Raw genomic sequence first — 22192 nt, 5'->3', positions numbered from 1 at the left:
CGGAGCCGCATTTGCGACTCCCAATGACGCGGAAAGCGTTTCGGTAACGACCATCACTTGTCCAGTTCTTTCAACGGGAAGCGCACCACATGTCTACAAATATCGGAACTTCGGAAGATTACACGGCGAGGCAACGGTATTCGATTATGATCTCAGCAATGCTGGGCTACATTCTCGACTTCTACGACGTTCTGATCTTTCCGTTCCTTTTGCCCGCGATTCAACGGTCGATGGCGCTATCGTTGGCCGAGATCGGTTCACTGCAGGCTTTGACATTGTTCGGATCGGCCATTGGCGGCGCGCTGTTTGGCGTCATCGGTGATCGACTTGGCCGAAAGACCTCGCTTCAACTCACAATCGCGCTGTTTTCGGTTGCCGCGATCATTTCGGCCTTCGCATGGAATTACTGGTCGCTTGCCGTGCTGCGGTTGATCACCGGCATCGGTCTTGGCGGCGAGTATGGCGTGGGCATGGTGCTCTTCAACGAGGCCTGGAAAAAAGGCAGCCGAGGTTTGGGGGCGGCGGCGCTTCAAGGCTGTGCCGTGATCGCGTCATCCACGGCGTCAATCGTTGGCATTTGGCTGATTGCGACGTTCAGCGACGAGTGGAGCTGGCGTATCGGACTGCTGACTGGCGGCGTGCCCATTCTGCTGATTATCTTCATTCGTTTCTTCATGCCTGAATCCAAGATCTGGCTGGAGTATGAGGCGCAACGCAAGGCCGGTCAGGTCACCGCAGAAGCTCGCACACTTCCCCTTGCGGATCTCTTCCGCAATGGGCTAGCACGGCAGACCGTCATCGCCTTCGTATGGCTGATGAGCTACATGCTCTGCTACTACAGCGTCGTCTCCTTTATTCCGACGCTGCTGCTGCGGGATATGCATACACCAGGGGATATCGTTCGCACGACAGCCGTTCTGCTCTCGGTGGTCAGCGGCATTTGCTACCTCGCGAACGGATTTTTCAACGACAGGGCTGGCCGCCGCTTCGGAGCCCTCGTGCCCGCGCTGTTTTGGGTCGGGTCTTTGGTCGGTATGGCCATGTGGGGAAGCCAGCTCTACGCCGGATCGAAAACCGAATGGCCGATGTTCTGGCTCTACATCGGCTTCGGGATTGGCAACGTAGCGCTGGGTGTGACCGGTGTCTGGATCTCTGAACTCTATCCGGTCAACTTGCGTGCGACGGCGGTGTCTACATTCTATATGGGAGGGCGCGGGCTCGGCAGCATAGCCCCTGTGATTGTGCCACTTGCGGCCGCCAATTTCGGCGGAAGCCTGCTCAACGGCATGGTTGCGGTGGCCCTTCCCGCTGCAGCTATCTTCATTCTCGCCTCTCTTCTGCTTCCCGAGACCCTTGGTCGGGATTTATCCGCGAAGGGTTTTGAAGGCGGCACGGAAACGGATGCCACGATGAAAGCTGCTTCGGTGACGAGCATTTGACGCTGATGGAAGGACGGTTGATCGGCGAGATGAGGGCTGTCGACGTGCTCATCTCGTCGATGCGTGCGTAGGGAAAGGAGCTGGCACTCCGTCGTCCGATGTTGGTCAACGATGCCTGCCACTCTCTGATATCGACGTCCTCGTCGTACCGTAACGTTGATCGGACGACGCGCGAGCGTTCGATAGCCATTGTGAGAGATTATCTAGCACCGCTATTGAATGCGGTAAGCCGCCGGCCCGCCGGCGCGCAAGTGTTGTCCGATTTGTACCGGCTGTAACGAAACCTAAACCGATCACTTGTATACGAGCAATAATCTATGCGGCCGTGCCTACCGGTAATTGCCTTGGAGACGTTCCTTGAAACTACTCAATAACCTGCCGATCACTCCCAAGATCAGCATTCTGGTGGCGGTCTCGATGCTAGGCCTCTTCTCGGCTGGACTGCTTGCGGGCTATTTGATGCAGAAGGAATGATCAATTCGCGGGTCGAGCAGACCCGCGCGATCGTCGATATCGCCAAGAACGTTGCGTTGGGCTTGCAGAAGCAAGTTGACGCGGGCCAACTCAACAAAGAGGCCGCAATCGCGGAATTCTCACGTCGTGCTCAGACGATGACGTATGACAAGGGTGCGGGCTATATTTTCGCAAATACGATGGATGGTGTCGCGGTAGCCTCTCAGGATCCGAAGACAATCGGGGTCAATCGTCTCGACGGCAAGACAAACGGTCGTGCGCTGATCCGCGAATTGCGCGACGGCGTGGCAGCGAACGGCGATGTTGTGTTGCGTTACGAGTTCATGAGGCCTGGCGAAAAGGAGCCGATCAGGAAGCTGTCCTACGCGGTGGGCATTCCTGGATGGGACATGTTTGTCGGTTCCGGTGCGTATCTAGATGATCTTGATGCCAAGCTACAACCGATCATGTGGTCCCTTGGTGGGGCTATCATCGTAATCGGACTGGTCTCGGGTGTCATCGCCTGGTTCCTCGGTCGCAGCATCACTAAACCATTGGCCGCGTTAGGCACTTGCATGGGGCAGCTCGCTAGCGGCAAGCTCGAGCAAGACATTCCAGGTGTTGGTCGGAAAGATGAGATTGGCGCGATGGCCGCCACCGTCCAAGTGTTCAAAGACAACGCAATTCGTATTCGGAGGCTAGAGCAAGTTGAGGCCGAAGCTCAACGGCTCACGGCTGCTGAGCGCCGTGCCACATTAGAGAGCATAGCGAATGATTTTGAGCAAAGCGTAGATGGCTTCGTTCGTGCGGTCGCCTCCTCAGCCGCCGATATGCAGGGCACAGCGGATATCATGACCACAACCGCAAGGGATGCCAGTATGCGCGCGTCCACTGTCGACGCTGCGTCAGAAAGAGCATCTGGGAACGTTGAAATGGTAGCCGTTGCCGCCGAGGAATTATCGGCATCGGTAAGAGAGATATCGCAACAGGTGCTGCAGTCGACCGGAGTCGCCCGCCAAGCCGTTGGTGACGCCGAGCGCACAAACGCTACGGTGCAGGTCCTGTCAAACGGGGCCGAAAAGATCGGCGAAGTTGTCCAACTCATCCATAGTATCGCCGCACAGACCAATCTCCTGGCCCTCAACGCCACTATCGAAGCGGCACGCGCGGGCGACGCCGGACGCGGATTTGCTGTGGTGGCGGCCGAGGTTAAAGCGCTTGCCAATCAGACGGCAAAGGCTACGGAAGAGATCGCCGTGCAAGTAGGGACTATGCAAGCAACTACAAATGACGCGGTTCTCGCCATCAACGGAATTGCGCAAACGATCGCTAGGATGAGTGATATCACGTTAAGCATTTCCTCCGCGATCGAAGAGCAGAGTGCTGCGACAAGCGAAATTGCGCGCAACATCCAGTCCGTTGCCGCGGGCTCCAGCGAGATCAGACTCCATATAGGCAGCGTCAGCACTGCAGCGGCCGCCACCGGTGCGGCGGCCGGCGAGGTTCTCACTAACGCGCGTGGGTTGGAGAATCAGTCGAAGATGCTGCGTGTGGCGGTAGATCAATTCTTGACCACAATGCGAGCCGCCTGACCGGACGGTCCTGCCGGCGGCACATCGCTCGTGGTAGCACTGCTGTCACTCTCCTGCTGCGCGGCGTGTAAGTCGGCCACAGCGCCCCTCACACGTGGGAGATCGCCGATGATATTGCCGGTAGTCGGAGCGTCGTCTGCCGCGCTATCCAGGAACGTGAGGTATGGTCGATCCGCGAGACATCGCATAGCCGTAGTCGGCTCGATCCAGGACAGCCCTATGACATGCATCTGACTTAGGGCGCGACATCAGCCAAACTATAATCGGCCGCAAAGCGCAGTTCCCTTAGTGGTCGCACCCGCTTGATCGATTCCTGGTAGAGTTCGTGCGCTTTGTAAGCTGCGAGCTCAGCCTCATTGTCGAATTCACCATAAACCACGATGTCGATGTCGTTCCCGAGTTGGTCAGTCTTGCGGTTGCGGGCGACCTCGAGCCGGCGCGCATGCGGGATTGTGGTGAGAACCGACAAACCGTCGATTATCTGATCGATATGGGCTTTGCTGTTCGCGGTGAAGAAGACGATGTGACGAATCATGGCGGCTCTGGCTGTGCGCGATGAGTGTTGCCCGGCGATCTATACGGGCTTCGAAATGGCTGTCTACTCGTAAACATGAGGTGTCCGACGGCCGGCATAGATTCAACAAGATCTGGAGTCCTCGGTTGACCATGTGGGACACTTAATGCACTCGAAACGTCGGTGCCCAGCTTGCGGCGACTCCGCCTTCCATGACGATAGGGTGGGAAGTTCTTACGCGATGATCGCGCGACCATTAGATGTTCCTTCGCGTCCGGCTGCTGCTTTTTAGAGATATTTTTCTTTTTCTCTCCCTCAGTTGACAGTTTCATCTCGTGCTCCATAGGAGAGCGTCGGCTTTAGGGACACGAGCCAGGCTTAACGGAACCTTCAGATGAGAAAAGTGCTGGCCGCAAAGCTGCATGGCATCCACGTTACGGAGGCCAATCTTCACTATCACGGTTCAATCACGCTCGATCCGGATCAATGCCATGAGGCGGGGATTCTGCCGATGGAGTTTGTGGAGATCTGGAACAAGAACTCCGGGGCGCGAATTTCGACCTACGTAATATTCGGCGCGCCCGGCTCGTGTTGTTGTGTGCTCAACGGCGCCGCCGCGCGCACCTGCCAAGTCGGCGACCAGATCATCGTCTGCAGTTCGACGTACGTGGATGGGTCGCAGATCGCTCGGCTGAGACCAAGAATCCTTACCTTCGATCGCGACAATCACATTTCTGATCGCATGACTTATTTAGTCACGTGATGGTGCCGAGCGTTGTGGTTTCGAGATACTAGGTGAGGCAGGCGACGTGAAACCTATACCACTTCGATCCGCGGAATCGAACTAAGGCCGGCTGACGAGATAGGGGGCGAGAATGAGCCACACCTCAGAAGCCACGGGCGAGCGAGTCACGCTTCCAGGGCTGCAACGGTGGAAAGAGGGGGGGCGGCGGCTCGTGATGACGACCGCCTATGATGCGGTCACCGCACGTATTGCGGATCCCATCGTGGATATGATCCTTGTCGGAGACAGCGTCGGAAACGTCTGCCTCGGATTCGACAATACGCTTCCGGTCAGCATCGCGATGATGAATCACCATCTCGAGGCGGTTGCGCGTGTGAAACCTCGAGCCTTGCTCGTGGCCGATATGCCATTTCTGAGCTTTCACCTCAGTACAGAGGACACGATCCGCAACGGCGGAGGCTTCTTGCAGCGGGGCGCCGACGCAGTAAAGCTCGAGGGCGGAGCCAAACGCGTCGAAATGATACGTGCCCTGGTCGAGTGCGAGATTCCGGTGATGGGTCATCTCGGCTTGACCCCGCAGAGCGTCAATGCAATGGGTGGATTCAAAGTGCAGGGCCGCAAGGCCGATGACGCCTTGCGCCTGCTCGACGACGCCCACCGCCTGCAAGAGGCCGGCTGCTTCGCTCTGGTCCTGGAAGGCATTCCGGCCGAGCTCGCGGCGCGAGCGACAGAAACGCTGACCATACCTACCGTCGGGATTGGCGCAGGTCCTGGTTGCTCGGGGCAGGTGTTGGTCTTCCACGACGTGCTTGGCTTGATTGAAGGCCACGTCCCAAGATTCGTTCGTACCTACGCCGACGGCTTCCGGGTGCTGCAGGAGGCGTTGTCCCGATGGGTTGCCGATGTCCGCGACGGTACATTCCCGGCACCGCAAGAGTCCTACCGGCTTCCCGAAGGTATAGGCGAAACGATCGCAAACTGGGCGCCCTCCAACCGAACCCGATGTGAAGCGTAAAAATGCAGACAATCATGACGGTCGCCGAGCTTCGCCGCGCTCTCGCGGAGGCTCGCAGAGCCGACAAACGTGTCGGATTCGTACCGACAATGGGCTATCTGCACGACGGCCACCTGGCGCTGATCGACGCCAGCCGGGCGCAATGCGACGTCACCGTGGTCAGCATTTTCGTCAATCCCACTCAGTTCGGACCAAGCGAGGATCTCAGCACGTATCCGCGCGACTTCCAGCGCGATGAGAAACTGTGCCGCGATGCCGGAGTTGCGATCGTGTTCGCTCCTGGGGCGGAGGAAATCTATCCCGCTCAATTCGAGACCTTCGTTGAACCAGGCGAGCTCGCGAAACCACTCTGCGGCGCTTTCAGGCCGGGACATTTTCGTGGGGTCGCGACAGTCGTAAGCAAGCTTTTCAACATGGTACAGCCGGACGTCGCGTTCTTCGGGCAAAAAGATTTTCAGCAGTGCGCGGTCGTGCGTCGGATGGCCATCGATCTGAATCTGCCGATCGAGATCGTTACCGTGCCGACCGTCCGAGAAGCGGACCGTCTCGCAATGAGCAGCCGCAACCGGTATCTCAACGGGGAAGACCGAGGGCGGGCCCTCGCCATCAGTCGTGCACTATTCGGCGCAGCGGAGGAGTTCCGCTTGGGGGAGCGGAACGTGGATAAGCTGATTGCAATCGCTAAGACGGCTTTGGAAACGGTCGATCGGCTGCAGTACCTTGAGCTCGTCGACGGCGACACGCTCAAACCCGCCGTAAGTCCGCTGCACCGCCCCGCGGCACTGTGCGTGGCGGCCTATGTCGGCTCGACGAGGCTTATTGACAACGTGATACTTCAGCCAACTCCGTAGCGCGACAGAGGCGAAAGAATCTTCTTGATTGAAGCTGTCCGACGCGAGGAGCCTCCCGCACGCCGTCCTCACCTTCGTCGGGCGGCTGAAGGGATCATCTTCGAAGAAGTGCAGTTTCGGCGTGCGGACCGTCAGGTTCTTGCCATTCCCGAGCTTTACTTAGCTGAGCGCCGGATCGGCCTGATTGGTGACAATGGTTCAGGCAAGAGCACGATGTTGCGGCTGATGAACGGGTTGCTCCTGCCGGCTAGCGGGCGCGTCGAGGTGGCGGGGCTCGATACGGTACGGCATCGCAAAGACCTTCCGGCAAAAGTCGGCTTTCTGTTTCAGAATCCCGACCATCAGCTCATTTTTCCGACCGTCGTCGAGGAGGTCGCTTTTGGACCGGCGGAGCGGGGAATGCCAGCGCCACAGGCGCGCCAACAGGCGATGGCGCTACTGGAGCGGCACGGCTGCGCCCAATGGGCGGAACGCAACGTCAACGAGCTGTCCGGCGGCCAGAAGCAGCTTGTCTGCATCCTGGCGCTGCTCGCAACGGACCCGTCGATTCTGCTGATGGATGAGCCTTTCGCCAGTCTCGACTTGCCGACACGATTACGGATGTATCGCAGGATCACGGCACTTCCGCAGCGAGTCGTGATGGCGTCTCATGATTTCGAGCTGCTCGCAGAGTTCGATCGCATAATCTGGCTGGATGCGGGCCACATCCGCCTCGATGGCCGACCCGCCGAAGTGCTGCCCGCCTACCGGGCCCATGCAACGATCGTTGGGGCAGGGGACGCCCTGACGTCATGATGACCGACGGCCTCGCGCCACAGACCTGGCTGCACCGCGTACCGGCCGGTGTCAAGCTCGTGGGCCTTGCCCTCCTGAGTGTGCTTTTGCTGCCGGTCGGCGACTGGCGGATTCTGGCGGGCGTGTTGGCGATGATCGCCATGGTCTATGCCGGCTTCGGCCGGGTCGGTATCGCGCGCCTCAAGTTGCTGCGGCCATTGCTGCCGCTGCTTGTGGTCGTCGGCGGTGTGCAGGCTGCGTCTGCTGGTTGGAATGCCGGCGCCGTCGTTACGATGCGGCTCCTGGCAATGCTTCTGCTCGCCGATCTCGTCAGCATGACCACCACGATGAGTGCGCTGATGGAGGTGCTGGCGCCAGTGTTCCGCCTGCTACGCCCGTTTGGCGTCAATCCGCGCAAGATGGCGCTTGCCGTGGCCCTCGTCCTGCGTTTTGTGCCCGTCCTGATGGCGCGGTGGCGCGCGCGCGAGGAGGCCTGGAAGGCACGCACGCACCGGCGCATTCCGCCGCGACTGGTAGCCGCTTTCGTCGCCGACATTCTGCAACTTGCCGACCGCGTCGCGGAAGCGCTTGATGCGCGCGGCTTCGACCGGTCCGCCGCCGATCATCACTCATCCCCGTTGTAGGAGAAAATCCCGTGGAGTCCCGCGCCATCGTTCGTATCGCCCTACTTGCCGCCGTCATCGCAGCGCTCGGTATGGTGCCTAGCATCGTCTTGCCAATCGCCATGGGTGTGCCAATCACGGCCCAGACGCTCGGCGTCATGCTGGCCGGGATTATCCTTGGCCCCCGTCATGGCGCGCTGGCGGTGCTGTTGTTTCTGTTCGTCGTGCTGCTCGGAGTGCCGCTGCTATCGGGCGGACGCGGTGGGCTTGGCGTGCTTTTCGGGCCGTCGGTTGGCTTCCTGCTGGGCTGGGTTCCCGCAGCCTTTATGTCGGGTCTTGTGATGGCGCGGCTGAGGACCTTGCCGGCTTTCCCAGCGGCGCTCGTTGCCGCGATCACGGGCGGCATCGTGGTGGAGTATGCCTTTGGTATTCTCGGCCTGATGGCGATGGCAAGGATGAACTTGCAGCAGGCTCTGGTTGCATCCGCCGTGTTCGTGCCGGGCGATCTTTTGAAGGCGCTGGCCACCGCGTTTGTGGCGGAGGCGTCGCACCGGAGTTATCCGGCTGCAATCGTCAGCCGTTCATGACCGAGACCTCCACCATCACTGGAACGCTGTCGTGGCATGCCCGCGAAACGCCGGACCGACCGGCCGTCGTTTGCGACAACCATGCGGTGAATTGGAGAGATCTCGATGAGGCGGTGAATCGCCTCGCCGGACATTTGGCGAAGGTGGTGCCGGCGGGCCGCGGCGTTGCGTTGCATCTGCCCAACGGGCCGGCGCTCGTGCTGCTGTTTCTCGCCGCCTGCCGCGCAGGGCGGGAAGCGCAAATTCTCGATCCATCCTGGCCGACGGAGACCGCGCGGCTTGCGCTTACGGCGCTGGCGCCCGGGATCGTCGTGAGTGGCGATGCAACATTGGCCGGCGAGACGGAAGTTCTGGCGGTTGTCGATCCTCACGGCCCGTTTGCGTCCGTCGCGGATGCCATCGGCGCCGGTCCGCTGTCCGCGGCAATGGCCGAGCCGGATCCACTGATGCCGTTCTATGTCGGTTTCACTTCGGGATCGACCGGGACGCCGAAAGGATATCGCCGCCATCATCGATCGTGGATCGAGAGTTTTCGGGCGGGGGACCGCGAATTCGACATCGGCGCGGACGACATCGTTCTTGCGCCGGGTGCGCTGACGCATTCGCTGTTTCTCTACGGCCTTGCGCACGGGCTCTATGTCGGAGCGACCGTCATTCTCTGTCGGCAGTTCCGGCCCAATCTCGTCAACCGTCTGATCATATCGCACGGGGCGAGTGTGATCTATGGCGTCCCAACCCAGCTTGAAATGATGATCGAAGCCGCCATGCGCGATGGCCTGCCGCCATTCGCAAGCGTGAGGTGGATTTTGTCGTCCGGTGCCAAATGGCAAGGTCGCGCGCTCGCCGAATTGCGACGGCAATTTCCGGAGGCGCGTTTTTCCGAGTTCTACGGCGCGTCCGAGTTGAGCTTCGTTACCGTGGCGAAGGACGAGGAGGACGTCCCAGCGGACTCCGTCGGGCGTCCGTTCGCAGCTGTCAGCCTCACCATCCGCGACCATCTCGGGCGATGCCTTCCGCCTGGAGAGGCCGGTCAGGTGTTCGTCGCCAGTCCTTTCCTCTTCATGGAGTATGCCTGCGGAAGCGAAACGCTACTGCCACGTCACGGCGACGCGGTGTCGGTCGGCGACATCGGCATGCTCGATGAGCGCGGCTTCCTGCGGCTCGTCGGCCGTGCGAGCCGCATGATCATCACGGCCGGCAAGAATGTGCATCCGGAGGAGATCGAGCGTGTGCTTGAGGGACATCCTGCCGTTATCGCGGCAGGGGTTCTCGGTGCCATCGACGAGCATCGGGGCGAGCGGCTGGTGGCACTACTCAGGCTCGGCCCTGATGGGCGCCTGGCGTCCTCCGAACTGATAAGCCATGCTCGCCTGAGCCTGCCGCTCTACAAGATCCCGCGCCGTTTTGCCGTGCCCTCGCACTGGCCCATGACCTCGTCCGGCAAGACCGATTTCCATGCGCTGCGCCAGCTCTGGGACGCCGGCGCCTGCGAGTTGCTGCAATGAGCGCCGCATATCTCGTCGCCGCACGCCGCACGGCGGTCGCCCCTCGAGGCGGCGCGTTCAAGGCGTTGGAGGCCGACGAACTTGGCGCGGCGCCAATTCGGGCCGTGCTGGCCGACACTGGCATCGCGCCGGAGGCGATCGACGACGTCATCTTCGGCAATGCGCTGTATGGTGGCGGAAACCCGGCGCGGATCGCCGCGCTGCGGGCGGGTCTTCCCGATCACGTCCCGGCGCTGACCATCGACAGCCAGTGCTGCGGTGGCCTCGACGCGATCATGCTCGCCGCCGAGCGGATCGCGAGCGGAAGTGCGGACGCCGTCATCGCCGGCGGTGTCGAAAGTTTCAGTCGTGCGCCATTGCGCGCGCGGCGGCCGCGCCACGCCGGCGAGGCGCCGCAACCCTATGACCGTCCCCCGTTCGTGCCATGGCCGGAACGGGATCCTGACATGATTGCTGCCGCAGCGACGCTGGCTGAAAGGTTCGGCATTTCGCGTGCACGGCAGGATGAATTCGCCGTCGCAAGCCATCGCAAGGCGCTGCAAAATCCGCCTGACGCGGCGGAGATCACGCCGCTCGCAGGCCTGTCGCACGATGCCTTTCCTCGCGCCCTGACGGGGGCGACCTGCACACGCCTTGCACCACTTGCGGGCGATACTGCGTTCGGCGTGACGCGCGCGACGGTGGCGGTTGAAGCCGACGCGGCAGCAGCCGTGCTGGTGGTCTCCGAGGCGATGGCCCGACGGTTCAACGCGAGGCGGCCCTTGCGGATCATATCGGCGACCCGCCGCGGCGGCGACCCGGCCATACCCGGCGCGGCGCCGATTGCGGCGGCAAACAGCCTCGTTGCAGCGCAACGGATCGCGCCGGCGCAGATTGCGGTGGCCGAGGTCATGGAGGCATTTGCCGCCCAGGCGATTGTCTGCGTCGACGGCATCGGGGTGCAGGAATTGGCCCTCAACCGCGGTGGCGGCGGACTCGCACGGGGACATCCGATCGGTGCATCGGGCGCGATCCTGGCCGTGCGCCTGTGGCATGAAATGCAATCGGAATCATCCGGCGCGATCGGGCTGGCGGCGATCGCGGCCGCGGGCGGGCTCGGCAGCGCCCTACTTGCGACGATCTGAGGAGAAGGACGGGGCGCGATGATTCAAATGCCGCCAGACCCCGAAACTCCGACGCAGGCGACCGCACTTCGCGTTGCGCGGGCGATCGATCTTGCGGCCTTCGTGGGCACCGAACTCGCTCCCGGCCGCTGGCGATCGGTGACGCAGGATGAGGTCGACCGTTTCGTCGCGATGACGGGTGATCGGAACTGGGTTCATACCGATGCGGAGCGTGCCAGGCGCGAGCTGGACGAAGGTACGACAATCGTGCCCGGCCAATTGCTCCTGGCGCTCGTGCCGGCTCTTTTGCAGGAGGCGTATGTAGTCACCGGTGCCGCGCAGAGTCGTGCGGCGGCTCTCCGTGCGGTTCGGTTTCGCCATCCGGTCTGTCCCGGCGCCGTGTTCCGGTTACGGGTGCGATTGACCCTCGTGAAGCAGCGGTCGCGTTTTGTGCAGGTGGACGCATCGTGCGATCTCGAGCTGGGCTCCGGGCAACGGGCTCTAACCTCACAGCGTACCGATGTGCTTTTTGACTGAGGCAGGAGCCATCCCCCACGGGGCACGCAATGAATTGGGTGAAACGACCGTGAGCAAAGGGTGACGCAAATGCCTGTCGCTATCAGTAAAATCAATAACTTAGCGGATGGCCACCGTCATTCGAAGGGCAGGGGGACGCCTCGGTCAGATCGCAACCTGAACCGAATGTCGGCATCGGTGGTTGCGCCTCCGCGATTTGAACCTGCAATCTGGATCGGAAGGAAGGCGACGAGGGCACCACGTGCCTTTGGTCGTTTTCGATTTTCCACGATAGAGGCCGCTTTCGCTGACCTGCAGCTGGAGGTCTTTCAACTTTCGCCATTGTGAGGGTAATCTGCACTCGCCCAACGCGCTCACGAACTGCCCTATGCGTAAGATTGGAGTGCGCCCCGAGATCGTGTCCCGTGGCGTGGTGTAGCTGGCGGCGGATCACGTTCACCGGCAAGAGCCGGGCCGGTCAGCTGGCGATAGCCGGAAGACTGACGGTTGGATCATCGCTCATTGGTGCGATGGTTTCCAGCGTCATGTAACGGGCGCGTTGGACGGCCCACTCATCGTTTTGCTCGAGCAGGATCGCGCCGACGAGGCGGACGATGGCGTCTTCGTTGGGGAAGATGCCGACCACCTCGGTGCGCCGCTTGATCTCGCCGTTGAGACGCTCGATCGGGTTGGTCGAGTGCAGCTTGGTCCGGTGTTGCGGCGGGAAGGTCATGTAGGCGAGCACATCGGTTTCGGCCTCGTCGAGGAAGCCGGCGAGCTTGGGCAGCTTGGGACGGAGCTGATCGGCGACCTTGCGCCACTGCGCTCGTGCGGCCTCGGCATCGTCCTGGGCAAAGGCGGTGGCGATGAAGGCGGAGACGACGCGCCGGCCGCTCTTGCCGGCATGGGCCAGCGCGTTGCGCATGAAGTGCACGCGCCAGCGCTGCCAACTGGCGTTGAGCACCTTGGCCACGGTGGCCTTGATGCCTTCGTGGGCGTCGGAGACGACGAGCTTAACGCCGCGCAGGCCGCGGCGGGCGAGCTTGCGCAGGAACGCCGTCCAGAACGTCTCGGCCTCGGACGGGCCGATATCCATGCCGAGCACCTCGCGCCGGCCATCGCTGTTGACGCCGACCGGGATGATCACCGCGACCGAGACGATGCGCCCGTTCTGGCGCACCTTCACGTAGGTGGCGTCGATCCACAGATACGGCCAGTCGCCCTCGATCGGACGGGCGAGGAAGGCCTTCACCTTGTCGTCGATCTCGGCGCACAGCCGGCTCACCTGGCTCTTGGAGATGCCGCTCATGCCCATCGCCTGCACCAGATCGTCCACCGAGCGGGTCGAGACGCCCTGCACGTAGGCCTCCTGCACCACCGCGGTGAGCGCCTTCTCGGCCATCCGGCGCGGCTCCAGGAAGCCGGGAAAGTAGGAACCCTTGCGCAGCTTTGGAATGCGCGGGCGTGGAATGTCGCCGCTGCGTGCCTCATGATGAAGCCAGTCGGAAAGCCGGATGCGGTAAATCCGCACGTCCGGTTTGATGAGCGGGGAAGGGAAACGGGGCGAGGCCGCACGGCCCGAGCAACCGCGCCCTTCCTCGACTCTACTGAGATATCGTAGGCTTGGCCGTTGTGGGGAAAAGCGGTAGCGCTCCAGGGACTCGAACCCCCGACAACTCTCAGAACTCATTCAAACACGAGCTGCTCTTCGTCGAGAGTTTGCTACCGAGCCATTCCGACAAGGTAAAACCTGTTGGGGTCCTGAATAGGCCGCAACCGATAACGTACCCGCACTCCCCTTAGTGCAAGCCGGTTTCGCGCGAGGCGGGATTGCAGTCGCTCGGCCACGTTCGGAGCGGTCCGAACAATTTGAAGCAGGAAATCATCTGCCACGTCGGGATCGATGACCGCGGCGGATTTGCGATCAGTGGAGCCGAAGCTCGCCGGGATGCTCGCTTGTTACGCCGGGCTTTGAAGGTCGGTATGAGGTCGCCGTTATACGAACGACATTGCCTCTGCACTTTCAAGGATCAGCCTGAGTTCGGAAAAGGCTTTCTCCAGCTTTTCTTCGGTTTCCGGATGTCCCAGACAGATCCTGATGCCTAGGGTGCCGCGATCGACCTGCTGCAGCGCTCCCGGTGGAGCGATGGTGATACCGGACTGAGCGGCCTGCGTTATCAACGCGATCAGGGTCCGTCCGGCCGGAATAGGCAGCCAGCGATGGAAGCCGGGGCAGCCGACAACGGCGAGAGCCAGTTGCCCAATACACGGTCCGCAATCGCATTGCGGCGCGCCGCCGCCCCGCGTTTGGCATGCACCTGTCTCGAGAGATCGCCGCTATGGATCAGCCGCGAAACGACCTCCGACATTATGGGAGACGCCATCCACCCCGTGGCGCGGATTGCATTGATGACGCGATCGCGGAAAGGCTCCGGAGCGACGAGTGAGCCGATGCGCAGGCCAGGTGCGAGGCACTTCGCGAAGCTGCTCACGTAAAAGCTTCGCTCGGGGATCAGCATCGAGATCGGGATAGGGGGAGATTCGAACAAGAACGCATAGACGTCGTCTTCGATCAGGAAAGCGCCGTGCTTCTTGATCACGTTCGCGATCAGCTCGCGCCGCTCGGACGACATCACCGTCGCGGTTGGCGTCTGCAAGGTAGGGGTCGCGAAAAGCGCGCGCGCTCCGGTTTCGCCGAAAGCGCGATCCAACGCTTCGGGAAGCAGGCCGTGGGCATCGCCCGGCACGCCGTGCAAGCGATAGCCGTTCTGCGACGACAGCGCTACCATTCCGGAATAAGTAAATTGCTCGGTAAGCACCGCTTCACCGGGTGCGGAAACCATATTGAGTGCGATCGAGATCGCGTGCTGACCGCCGTGAGTTATAGAGAGGTTCTGAACGTCCGTCTTCAATCCGAGATCGGAAAGCCACCCCAGAAATATCTCTCTGTGAGCTGCCGCGCCCTGGTGTGGGAGGTAGCCCAGCAGAGACTCGAGCACGCCATCGTCCAGCAATTCGGACATCACGGATGCGATGAGCTCGCTCTCGCCGGTCGACGGCGGCACATTGAGTGCGAGATTGATGCTGCCCTGCCCAGCTGCTCCGCCGTTGGGCGAGGGGCGTCGCCGCTGCACGAAGGTGCCTCGGCCGACTTCACCCGAAATAAGCCCGCGAGCTTCCGCTTCTCGCGATCTCCGTGTCGCACCTTGAGGAGGACTGGGATCTACAGCTGGATTTTCCGCTTGGGCTTCACGATGAGCCCCGTCGCCCCGGCAGCAAAATAGGCATGGCACGTTGGGCAGCCGACCGTGCCGTCGATAAGATCCGCGATCGTTTTGGATCCTTCGTCGTGAAACATGAGCGTGGTCACACCCGTCGTCTTTGCGTCCTCGCGGTTCGGTTCGGCCGGTAGGCTGACCGGCCCAGCAACCCTGAGGTTAGTCCGGTCCGCGCCGGGCGGCGAGTATCGTATGCAACGTTGCGTGTGGCCGGCGCGCCCGTCGCCACATCTTCGGTACAATTGCCGGACCGTGCTACTTTCCCGCGCCTGTCGTCAGCCCGCTGACAATGTAGCGCTCGAGGAAGATGCCGACCAGGACGAGCGGGGCGATTGCCGCCGTCGACAGCGCTGCCATCGACCACCAGTTGATGCCTTGCGAGCCGGTCTGGCTCGCCACCATCACCGGCAGCGTCTTCGCATCCGTGCTGGTGAGGAGGGCTGCGAAGAAATACTCATTCCAGCACAGCACCAGCGACAGGATGAAAGCGGCCACCATCCCGGGCACTGCAAGCGGCAGCACGATGCGCAGGAACGCGCCCCAGGTCGACAGTCCATCGACGAACGCGGCTTCATCGAGCTCGATCGGAATCGCGTTGAACTGGTCGCGCATGATCCAGATGACGATGGGCAGGACGGAAAGCGTATAGAGCAGGATCAGGCCGAAGCGGGTGTCGAGCAGCGCGAGCGCCTTGTAGAGCACGAGGAAGGGCAGGGCGAGCACGACCGGCGGCAAGATCAGTTGCGACATGAAGAAGAACAGGATGTCGTCGTTGCGCATCCAGGCGAATTTGTAGCGGAAGCGGCTGAGGCCATAAGCGGCAAGCGAACCGAGGATCAACGCGAGCAGGGACGCGCCGACCGAGGTGATGATGCTGTTGACGAACCGGCTCGTGAACTCCGCGCGGGCGGTCGAGGTGCCGAACAGCGCGTCTGGCGAAAGCCCGAGCGAGCGCCATCCCTTCCAGTCCGGCTGGAAATCGACCCAAGGGATCAGATGCGCCTGCGTCACGTCGACCGCCGATTTGAACGACGTCGTCACCGTCCAGTAAATCGGGAAGAGGCAAATGAGCGTCCAGAACAGGAGCGCGGCATAGATCAGCACGCGGCCAAGCGCCCGCTTGGCGCGCGGTGCCGCGGGATGCCGTCGGACCGGCTTCAATGCCGAAGTCGATATCGACACGCGCGTGGACTCCTTGGTTCTAGACGACTCTCTGCGTCCAACGCTTGGACAGGCGCAGGAGCAGCGTCAGGAGGACGATGATCAGCACCAGATAGACCATGGCGAGTGCCGTGCCGTATCCGACATTGGAGCGGTCGCGGTACACGCGATAGATGAAGCTCGACACGGTGTCGGTGGCGCCCCCGGGCCCGCCGGCCGTCACGTTGATTACGATGTCCGCAAGCTTCAGCTTGAAGATGATGCGGATGATGAGGACGGTGATGCTGACCGGCAGCATGATCGGAAAGGTGACGTGCCAGAACGACTGCCAGGCGTTGGCGCCATCGACCTTGGCGGCCTCCTGTACCTCCCGCGGCATGGCCTGGAGGCCGGCGAGCAGGATGATCATGATGAAGGGGATCGACACCCAGGCGTCCATCGCCTGGATACTCAAGCGTGCCATCCAGGGCGAAGCGAAGAACGCCGGGTTCTCCCATCCAAGATAGCGCGCCAGCGCCGCAGCGGGCCCGAAGCGATATTCGAGGAGCGACTTGCCGATCATCCAGCTCACCGCGACAGGGCTCAGCATCATCGGCAGCAGGAACACCACACGGAAGAACTTACGCGCGCGGATCTCGGCGCTAAGCAGCAGCGCGAGGCCGAACGCGATCGCGTACTCGCCGAGGACTGCGACCGCGTAGAAGATCATGTTGCCCAGCGCGTTCCAGTAATAGGTGTCGTTGAGCATCCCGACGAGATTGCCGAAGCCGCTGAAGCGCGGGCCTTCGACCGAGCTGAGATTCCAGTCGAGCGAGGCGATATAGATCCCGAAGATGGTCGGGAAGATCACCACCGCAATGGTGAAGAACACCGCCGGCAGCAGGAACAGCGCGCGCTGGCCGCGCTCGCCGCGGATCAGCACTTGGGCGATGGCGAAGGCGAGGGCCCAGATGAGATAGGCGATGAGAATCGGTCGCCAATCGGAGAACCCGGACGCGGTCGCACTGGTCGTGTGCAGGATCTGGACCAGGAGCACGAGCAGGAAGCCGAGCGACGCCAGCGCGACAAGCGCGCGGCCGGCGGCCTTCCGCCTGGCCGGTGCGCGCGCTACCGCGAGCTGTTGGTGCAGGTCGTCGGTCACGGGAGCTGAATTCTGCATGGCAATCGAACTCTGCCGATCCTGAATGCCGGCCGGCCGCCGGGCAAGTTTTCGGCTGGCACCGCGAGAGCGTCGCCAGCCGAGGGTCTTCGTGATGCTCATGCGGCTACACGCCGAGCGAGGCCTTGTAGAGTCCGATCTGCCGCTCGCGGCCAATCTGGTCGGTCAGCTTCTCCCAGGCGGCGGCGATGTTGTTCGCGCCGGTCTGCGCGTCGACCTTGCCGGCAAAAATCTTCGTCAGCTCATCCTCCGCGATGCTGTAGTACTGGAAGATGCCGGGGATGCGCGGCTCGACCGCCCGGTTCGGATGATTGTAGGAGCCAAGCTGCGAGTTGAGGTAGGAGGTGATGTATTTGCGGTCATAGCCCGCGGCCACCCATTCGTCGAACTGGAAGTGGCTGGTGCGGTGGGCCTGGAAGCCCGACGGATACATCACCATCCACAGCGACAGATCCTTGCCGCCGAGATGCGCGGCCGCGCTCCAGGCGGCCTTGTGCTTCTTCTCGTCGCCATTGACCCTGGCCATCACATAGACGCCCCAGCCGAGATAAGCGCAGTTCGGCGCGTGGTTCGGACCGCTCGCGAGCTTGTCCCACTGTCCGGTCTTGGAATTATAGACATCGTCCGATCCCGGCAGGATGTCGAAGCCGACGATATCGCCGATGATCGAGGTGTCACTCGCCTTGGCGACCTGGCCGATGTCGCCCCACCAGGGGATCATCGAGCCGATGCCGGCGAGAAATTGCTGGAAGCCGGTGGTGTTCGGATCGGCGTTGAGCTGGTCGGCCGGCTCGAACGGCAGCGCGTCAATGACGTCCTGGATAGCGCGCACCCAGGCCGGATTGTTGATGCGCGGCTTCATCGTATCGATGTCGAACAGCCAAGCCTTGTCGTCGGGATGTTTGGCGTAGGCAGAGGCGCGGCTGCCGAGGAAATAGAAGCCGAAGCCGCCCCAGGGCTTTGGCGCATCGAGATAGCCGAACGCGTTCTGGTTCTTGATCTTCTTGCCTTTGAGGAATTTCGTCACCGCCTGGACCTGCTGCCAGGTTTTCGGCACGCCCCATTCGCCCGTATTGCCGGCGTCCTTCCAGGCTTTGGCAAGGGCTGCGTCGGAGAAGACGTCGGTGCGGTAGTTGAAGTTGTGGCAGTCGCCGTCGATGGTGACGCGATAGGTCTTGCCGTTCCAGGTTCCGACCGGCGGCTTCAGATATTCGACATAGTCATCGATATCGATCTGCTTTTTGACCCAGTCCGGCATCTCCGATGCCAGTCCCTTGCCACAGACATCGCCCTCGAACGGCGCGCCCATCTCGAGGATGTCGAAATCGACCGTGCCCGTCGCGATCGCCTGCTGGAGCCGTGGGTTGTAGTCGGCCTGGGCGAGATCGATCCAGGAGATTTTCGCGCCCGTATAAGCTTCCCACGGCTTGAGGAAGCCGCGGAACAGGAGATTATGCAGGTTCTGATTGTTGAGTCCCATAAACGAGAGTTCGACACCCTTGAATTCGCCTTCCTTGATGCTCGCTTTGGTCGGGCCGAGGCAGAGTTCGCCGACCTTCTGCCAATCGGCGTCCGTCGGTGCACCCTTGCCGACACCCGGAATTTGCGCGATCTGCGCGCGTAGGTTGGCTTGCGCCAATGCGAGTTCCGAGAACGTGCCGAGTGCTCCGCTGGTGCCGAGTGCTGCGGCGCTCGCCGCGCCTTTCAGCACCGTTCGCCGGTTCGGCTGGAATGCGGAATGCTGATCGTGATCGTGCTGTTTCACCGCGATACCCTCCCGTTTTTGACTTTCTTTGCGTGACCTTCCTTTGTGAAGTCCACCTCGCCCGAGCACCTCGATGACATGACGCTCGGCGGACTTCCGCGTCGTGGCGATGGCGGCAGAGGCCGTGTCGAGTATGCAGCGGCACATATCAAAGTCAACGAATGCGCGTGAAGTTGAGGTCGCGCGTGCCGTCGATGCGCGAACCAGAGCAGAGTCTTCGCGATGCCGCGCTGCAAGATGATTGATGCCGTGCAGCGCCGATCACCGTCGCGGTGATCGTGAATGAGCAGGTTCCGCAAGCGCGACATCATCTCGACGTCGTATTTATGTCAGGCGCCTCGCGCAGCCGTGCCGTCGTCCAGACGGCTTGTGAGGTGTTCACCTCAAGCAGCATCAGGCGGGATGACGCCCTTCTTGAAGATGAAGCAGCCATAGAAGCGCCGCTCTCCGGTCTGGACCACGCAATAGGATCTCTTCGCAAGCTCGTAGAATGCAAAGCGCTCGACTGAGGCCATCGGAAAAGATCGGCCCTGCGCCGCATCGATTTCGGCCTGGACCTCGCTCTGCACAGGCGGAATTTCGTTGGGCTGGCCGACGATCTCCATGCGGGAGGCCGGCTTGTCCACGAAGCTGTCGAGCGGCAGTACCGACAGGATCGCGCGGGCGGCGCGGCTTGCGGTGACGTTGTCGATGCGCAGCAGTCGCCCCAGCACAGTCTGGCGCGCGACCGCGTCGGCCGGAAAGTTCGTGTCGCAGAGCACGAGATCGTCGCCATGCCCCATGGACCGCAGCGCATAGAGAACATCGGCATTCAAAAGCGGATCGATCGATTTCAGCATGCGGCGTCTCCCTTGACGAGATCAGGCTTCTTGGATTGATTAACTATCCGACGTTGCGGAGCCGTCGTCCATATCGGCTCCACGATTTGCGAGGATCATGTATCTCGGCATCGATCTCGGCGCGTCGGCCGTCCTCGTCGATCGCGCTCAACGCGTGATCGCGAGCGCGAATCGGCCGTTGGAGACGGCCGCGCCGCGTCCTGGTCTTGCTGTATGTCGCGATGAGCCCCTAGCCCGTATTCCTGACCGCCTCAGCTAGCATGGCGTAAAGCTCGCGCCTGCTGAATTCATTAGGCTGCTGCCTCTCTAGCGGTTTCGATACCTCCTTTTCCATCGGGCCGGCACAGGCGGCCGACAACGCCGGCCGTCGGGACTAGCCTTATTCTGGGCTTTGCTGCTGGCGGCTTGTGACCACGCTTCAGGTGCAATCGAGTCAGCCTCCCGCAAACTGCGTTACGGCTACACCCGAGTGCGCGCGCGATCTGTGCGGCGCTGTGTCCCAATGCCCAGAGTTCTTTGAGCAGCGCTAAGTCTCTCTCATCCCAACTCATGCGAGATACTATAACGCCAACTGCCAACGACCGGATAGTCTAGTCTTCGTCTGGCTCGCGCACGACCGGTGGTTCGTCGGCGCGGTCCTCTTCATCTTCCTCATCGTCATCTTCGTCTTCATCAGGATCGCGGGGTGGCATCGCGCTGCCGATGATCACGAGCGAACTCCAGTCAATCGACCCAGGAGAAAAGACCTCGAGAATGTGTTGCTTCATGTTGTTGCTCCTCGAAAAACGCCAATAACCGAATGCGAAGACCTGACCACGGATTGAGATGGTACCCGATTTTGAACCCTTACTACGGCTCGGGAGTTCAAACCTTCGGAATGAGCATCATTGGAGGCGGAGGGGTTTCGAGAGGAACCTGAGCCCAGAAGGAGTAGCTCCATGGCCCATATTCAAACAGGTAGTCAGATGGTCACGCAGATCACTTTCATCGAAGCCGAACCGGCCAAGCAGAAAGAGGCTCTCTCGCTGATGGCTGATCGAGCACGATTCATGGCGCGTCAGCCGGGCTTTGTATCGATCAGCTTGCATCGAAGCCTCGACGGTCGGCGCATCGTCAACTACATCCAATGGCAAAATCGCGAACAGCTGCATTCTGCCCACCAATCGCCGGGCTTTCGTAAGGAGTGGCGCACGTTTGGCAACTTGACCGATCAAATCGATCCCCATCTCTATGAAGTTGTCGAGGTTCTGGACGCCGACTAAGCGTTTTCACACTTGCATCGAGATCCTGCACAGAGCCTGACGTGTGAATCGGCGTGCCCTTTGACCCACAAGCGGCGCTCACGACTGACCTCATCCCGCGTAAACGCGGCAACTCCATCCTCTGACGGCGCACGGGTCGATGTTGCACGAAAGGGGACGATATTCGAAGCCGATGCACTCGCATGAGCGTAGCCCCGCCTTTGGGGGGCTTTTGGGGGCTTGGGGGCGGAGCCACGCAGGCCACGCATTTGCGCGCGGACCTGTGGAGTCAACCTGGGTCGACCGGACTCGTTCCTCCGGGCACGCGGGCGGGAGCACAAAAGCTAAAGACTCTCGGTTCGGAAAGTATCATGATCCATTTCTCCAGGATTTCAGGGATGACTGCCTCGACCAACGAACGACCGATGTGTCCGGTATGCCCGCACCGGATGGCGTTGGCTCGCATCTCTCCCGGCCAAAGAGGAACCGAAGAGCGCACTTTCGAATGCTCGACCTGCGAGCGCACTGAAACTGTCTCTTTTGTCGTGGATCCGATGAAGACGGATGCGGTCGGCTGGCTCGCCAGCGAACTGAAACCGCCGCAATGATGTTCGGTGGGGGCTTGCGCGGGTATGGGGTGGGCGTGATGGACGAGGACTTCTGCAGAGAACAGTTGCAGCGCATTCGGATTTTGGCCGACCGGGCCGATCCCTTCACCAGGCGTCGCTTGCTGGCGCTGGTCGGCCGATACGACGCAAAGCTGGGCGTTCAGTCGCGGCCCTCGAAGATCGCTGAGCGGCCACTGCCGGCGCAAACTACGCCGCCTGCGTCGATCTTTTCGAGGGCGGGCGAAGCATAAGGATCGTGTCGAGATCCGGCGCGATGCCCACGGCGGCATGGGATCGCCGCAGGAGCCGGGTGCCCGCCGGCGCATCTGACCGCGCTGCTGCGAAGCCGGAAGGCACGCCATGACTAGCAACCTGAAACATCGGCTTCTAGTGTCTCTGCACAGTGATTTTGACAGTTTGCGTC

Annotated in this window: 22 protein-coding genes and 2 pseudogenes; 14 read left to right on the top strand and 10 right to left on the bottom strand. The window is 61.5% G+C overall.

Going from position 1 to position 22192, the window contains the following annotated elements:
• Positions 1 to 158: 158 nt before the first annotated feature.
• Together UNPA324_RS28120 and UNPA324_RS28115 are read left to right on the top strand one after the other, a co-directional pair.
• Positions 159 to 1439 (top strand): MFS transporter, encoded by a 1281-nt coding sequence (locus UNPA324_RS28120; protein ID WP_245471630.1) that lies wholly within the window; start codon positions 159 to 161, stop codon positions 1437 to 1439.
• 417 nt (positions 1440 to 1856) lie between these two features.
• A pseudogene (locus tag UNPA324_RS28115) lies at positions 1857 to 3484 on the top strand (methyl-accepting chemotaxis protein).
• 235 nt (positions 3485 to 3719) lie between these two features.
• Here the strand turns inward: UNPA324_RS28115 and UNPA324_RS28105 are convergent.
• Entirely contained in the window at positions 3720 to 4019 is a 300-nt protein-coding gene (locus UNPA324_RS28105) for a Dabb family protein (RefSeq protein WP_128918376.1), read from the bottom strand.
• 373 nt (positions 4020 to 4392) lie between these two features.
• Here UNPA324_RS28105 and panD point away from each other — a divergent pair.
• The 9 genes and pseudogenes from panD (at position 4393) to UNPA324_RS28060 (ending at position 11738) form a co-directional block, all read left to right on the top strand.
• Positions 4393 to 4846, top strand: a pseudogene (panD, locus tag UNPA324_RS28100) (aspartate 1-decarboxylase).
• Positions 4847 to 4873: 27 nt separating this feature from the next.
• On the top strand, positions 4874 to 5758 hold the full coding sequence (gene panB, locus UNPA324_RS28095) for a 3-methyl-2-oxobutanoate hydroxymethyltransferase (RefSeq protein ID WP_141937115.1): 885 nt from the start codon (positions 4874 to 4876) through the stop codon (positions 5756 to 5758).
• Between the two features lie 2 nt (positions 5759 to 5760).
• On the top strand, positions 5761 to 6609 hold the full coding sequence (gene panC, locus UNPA324_RS28090; RefSeq protein ID WP_141937113.1) for a pantoate--beta-alanine ligase: 849 nt from the start codon (positions 5761 to 5763) through the stop codon (positions 6607 to 6609).
• 24 nt (positions 6610 to 6633) lie between these two features.
• Complete coding sequence (locus UNPA324_RS28085; protein WP_245471631.1) at positions 6634 to 7404, top strand: energy-coupling factor ABC transporter ATP-binding protein; 771 nt, start codon at positions 6634 to 6636, stop codon at positions 7402 to 7404.
• On the top strand, positions 7401 to 8027 hold the full coding sequence (locus UNPA324_RS28080; protein WP_128918372.1) for a CbiQ family ECF transporter T component: 627 nt from the start codon (positions 7401 to 7403) through the stop codon (positions 8025 to 8027). The genes UNPA324_RS28085 and UNPA324_RS28080 overlap by 4 nt, the downstream gene beginning before the upstream one ends.
• Before the next feature lie 11 nt (positions 8028 to 8038).
• Entirely contained in the window at positions 8039 to 8593 is a 555-nt protein-coding gene (locus UNPA324_RS28075) for a biotin transporter BioY (protein ID WP_141937111.1), read from the top strand.
• Positions 8590 to 10098 (top strand): AMP-binding protein, encoded by a 1509-nt coding sequence (locus tag UNPA324_RS28070; RefSeq protein ID WP_141937110.1) that lies wholly within the window; start codon positions 8590 to 8592, stop codon positions 10096 to 10098. The genes UNPA324_RS28075 and UNPA324_RS28070 overlap by 4 nt, the downstream gene beginning before the upstream one ends.
• Complete coding sequence (locus UNPA324_RS28065; protein WP_128918370.1) at positions 10095 to 11222, top strand: acetyl-CoA C-acyltransferase; 1128 nt, start codon at positions 10095 to 10097, stop codon at positions 11220 to 11222. The genes UNPA324_RS28070 and UNPA324_RS28065 overlap by 4 nt, the downstream gene beginning before the upstream one ends.
• Before the next feature lie 18 nt (positions 11223 to 11240).
• Positions 11241 to 11738 carry a MaoC/PaaZ C-terminal domain-containing protein gene (locus tag UNPA324_RS28060; protein ID WP_141937108.1) on the top strand — a complete coding sequence of 166 codons (498 nt, stop codon included), beginning with the start codon at positions 11241 to 11243 and terminating at the stop codon, positions 11736 to 11738.
• Positions 11739 to 12195: 457 nt separating this feature from the next.
• On the opposite strand, the gene UNPA324_RS28055 is transcribed toward UNPA324_RS28060, so the two are convergent.
• The 9 genes from UNPA324_RS28055 to UNPA324_RS35365 all read right to left on the bottom strand — a co-directional run bounded on the left by UNPA324_RS28055 (position 12196) and on the right by UNPA324_RS35365 (position 20686).
• A complete protein-coding gene (locus UNPA324_RS28055) occupies positions 12196 to 13407 on the bottom strand; it encodes an IS256 family transposase (RefSeq protein WP_141937106.1) in 1212 nt (403 codons plus the stop codon).
• A gap of 496 nt (positions 13408 to 13903) precedes the next feature.
• A complete protein-coding gene (locus UNPA324_RS28050; RefSeq protein WP_181769545.1) occupies positions 13904 to 14851 on the bottom strand; it encodes an aminotransferase-like domain-containing protein in 948 nt (315 codons plus the stop codon).
• Between the two features lie 89 nt (positions 14852 to 14940).
• Positions 14941 to 15087, bottom strand: a complete 147-nt coding sequence (locus UNPA324_RS35370; RefSeq protein ID WP_181769544.1) for a hypothetical protein — start codon at positions 15085 to 15087, stop codon at positions 14941 to 14943.
• A 163-nt stretch (positions 15088 to 15250) separates the two neighbouring features.
• On the bottom strand, positions 15251 to 16156 hold the full coding sequence (locus UNPA324_RS28040; protein ID WP_128918130.1) for a carbohydrate ABC transporter permease: 906 nt from the start codon (positions 16154 to 16156) through the stop codon (positions 15251 to 15253).
• Between the two features lie 40 nt (positions 16157 to 16196).
• Positions 16197 to 17315: a carbohydrate ABC transporter permease gene (locus UNPA324_RS28035; RefSeq protein WP_128918127.1), complete on the bottom strand. Its 1119-nt coding sequence runs from the start codon at positions 17313 to 17315 to the stop codon at positions 16197 to 16199.
• A gap of 106 nt (positions 17316 to 17421) precedes the next feature.
• Positions 17422 to 19080 carry a type 2 periplasmic-binding domain-containing protein gene (locus UNPA324_RS28030; protein ID WP_141937102.1) on the bottom strand — a complete coding sequence of 553 codons (1659 nt, stop codon included), beginning with the start codon at positions 19078 to 19080 and terminating at the stop codon, positions 17422 to 17424.
• Between the two features lie 383 nt (positions 19081 to 19463).
• Complete coding sequence (locus UNPA324_RS28025; protein ID WP_141937100.1) at positions 19464 to 19919, bottom strand: RbsD/FucU family protein; 456 nt, start codon at positions 19917 to 19919, stop codon at positions 19464 to 19466.
• A 290-nt stretch (positions 19920 to 20209) separates the two neighbouring features.
• Positions 20210 to 20470, bottom strand: coding sequence for a GcrA family cell cycle regulator (locus tag UNPA324_RS28020; protein ID WP_246667227.1), 261 nt, complete (start codon positions 20468 to 20470; stop codon positions 20210 to 20212).
• A 39-nt stretch (positions 20471 to 20509) separates the two neighbouring features.
• The gene (locus tag UNPA324_RS35365) at positions 20510 to 20686 is read right to left on the bottom strand and encodes a hypothetical protein (protein WP_164936083.1); all 177 of its coding nucleotides are present in this window, start codon (positions 20684 to 20686) and stop codon (positions 20510 to 20512) included.
• 171 nt (positions 20687 to 20857) lie between these two features.
• On the opposite strand from UNPA324_RS35365, the gene UNPA324_RS28015 reads away from it, so the two are divergent.
• From UNPA324_RS28015 to UNPA324_RS28005, 3 genes are all read left to right on the top strand, one after another.
• The gene (locus UNPA324_RS28015) at positions 20858 to 21181 is read left to right on the top strand and encodes an antibiotic biosynthesis monooxygenase family protein (protein WP_141937098.1); all 324 of its coding nucleotides are present in this window, start codon (positions 20858 to 20860) and stop codon (positions 21179 to 21181) included.
• Between the two features lie 350 nt (positions 21182 to 21531).
• Positions 21532 to 21768, top strand: a complete 237-nt coding sequence (locus UNPA324_RS28010; protein WP_246667226.1) for a response regulator — start codon at positions 21532 to 21534, stop codon at positions 21766 to 21768.
• A 38-nt stretch (positions 21769 to 21806) separates the two neighbouring features.
• Positions 21807 to 22019, top strand: a complete 213-nt coding sequence (locus UNPA324_RS28005; protein WP_141937097.1) for a hypothetical protein — start codon at positions 21807 to 21809, stop codon at positions 22017 to 22019.
• Positions 22020 to 22192 lie beyond the last annotated feature (173 nt).

It is taken from the genome of Bradyrhizobium sp. UNPA324, from assembly GCF_006658635.1.
Lineage (GTDB): Bacteria > Pseudomonadota > Alphaproteobacteria > Rhizobiales > Xanthobacteraceae > Bradyrhizobium > Bradyrhizobium nanningense.
Note: the sequence above shows the minus strand (reverse complement) of the source record. Positions and strands in the feature narration are given on the sequence as shown.

Excerpts from the sequence above, each read along its gene's own strand:
- UNPA324_RS28120 (WP_245471630.1), top strand. The coding sequence starts at position 159 with ATGCTGGGCTACATTCTCGACTTCTACGACGTTCTGATCTTTCCGTTC.
- UNPA324_RS28105 (WP_128918376.1), bottom strand. The coding sequence starts at position 4,019 with ATGATTCGTCACATCGTCTTCTTCACCGCGAACAGCAAAGCCCATATC.
- panB (WP_141937115.1), top strand. The coding sequence starts at position 4,874 with ATGAGCCACACCTCAGAAGCCACGGGCGAGCGAGTCACGCTTCCAGGG.
- panC (WP_141937113.1), top strand. The coding sequence starts at position 5,761 with ATGCAGACAATCATGACGGTCGCCGAGCTTCGCCGCGCTCTCGCGGAG.
- UNPA324_RS28080 (WP_128918372.1), top strand. The coding sequence starts at position 7,401 with ATGATGACCGACGGCCTCGCGCCACAGACCTGGCTGCACCGCGTACCG.
- UNPA324_RS28070 (WP_141937110.1), top strand. The coding sequence starts at position 8,590 with ATGACCGAGACCTCCACCATCACTGGAACGCTGTCGTGGCATGCCCGC.
- UNPA324_RS28065 (WP_128918370.1), top strand. The coding sequence starts at position 10,095 with ATGAGCGCCGCATATCTCGTCGCCGCACGCCGCACGGCGGTCGCCCCT.
- UNPA324_RS28060 (WP_141937108.1), top strand. The coding sequence starts at position 11,241 with ATGATTCAAATGCCGCCAGACCCCGAAACTCCGACGCAGGCGACCGCA.
- UNPA324_RS28055 (WP_141937106.1), bottom strand. The coding sequence starts at position 13,407 with ATGAGTTCTGAGAGTTGTCGGGGGTTCGAGTCCCTGGAGCGCTACCGC.
- UNPA324_RS28035 (WP_128918127.1), bottom strand. The coding sequence starts at position 17,315 with ATGCAGAATTCAGCTCCCGTGACCGACGACCTGCACCAACAGCTCGCG.
- UNPA324_RS28025 (WP_141937100.1), bottom strand. The coding sequence starts at position 19,919 with ATGCTGAAATCGATCGATCCGCTTTTGAATGCCGATGTTCTCTATGCG.
- UNPA324_RS28020 (WP_246667227.1), bottom strand. The coding sequence starts at position 20,470 with ATGAGTTGGGATGAGAGAGACTTAGCGCTGCTCAAAGAACTCTGGGCA.
- UNPA324_RS35365 (WP_164936083.1), bottom strand. The coding sequence starts at position 20,686 with ATGAAGCAACACATTCTCGAGGTCTTTTCTCCTGGGTCGATTGACTGG.
- UNPA324_RS28015 (WP_141937098.1), top strand. The coding sequence starts at position 20,858 with ATGGCCCATATTCAAACAGGTAGTCAGATGGTCACGCAGATCACTTTC.
- UNPA324_RS28010 (WP_246667226.1), top strand. The coding sequence starts at position 21,532 with ATGATCCATTTCTCCAGGATTTCAGGGATGACTGCCTCGACCAACGAA.
- UNPA324_RS28005 (WP_141937097.1), top strand. The coding sequence starts at position 21,807 with ATGGACGAGGACTTCTGCAGAGAACAGTTGCAGCGCATTCGGATTTTG.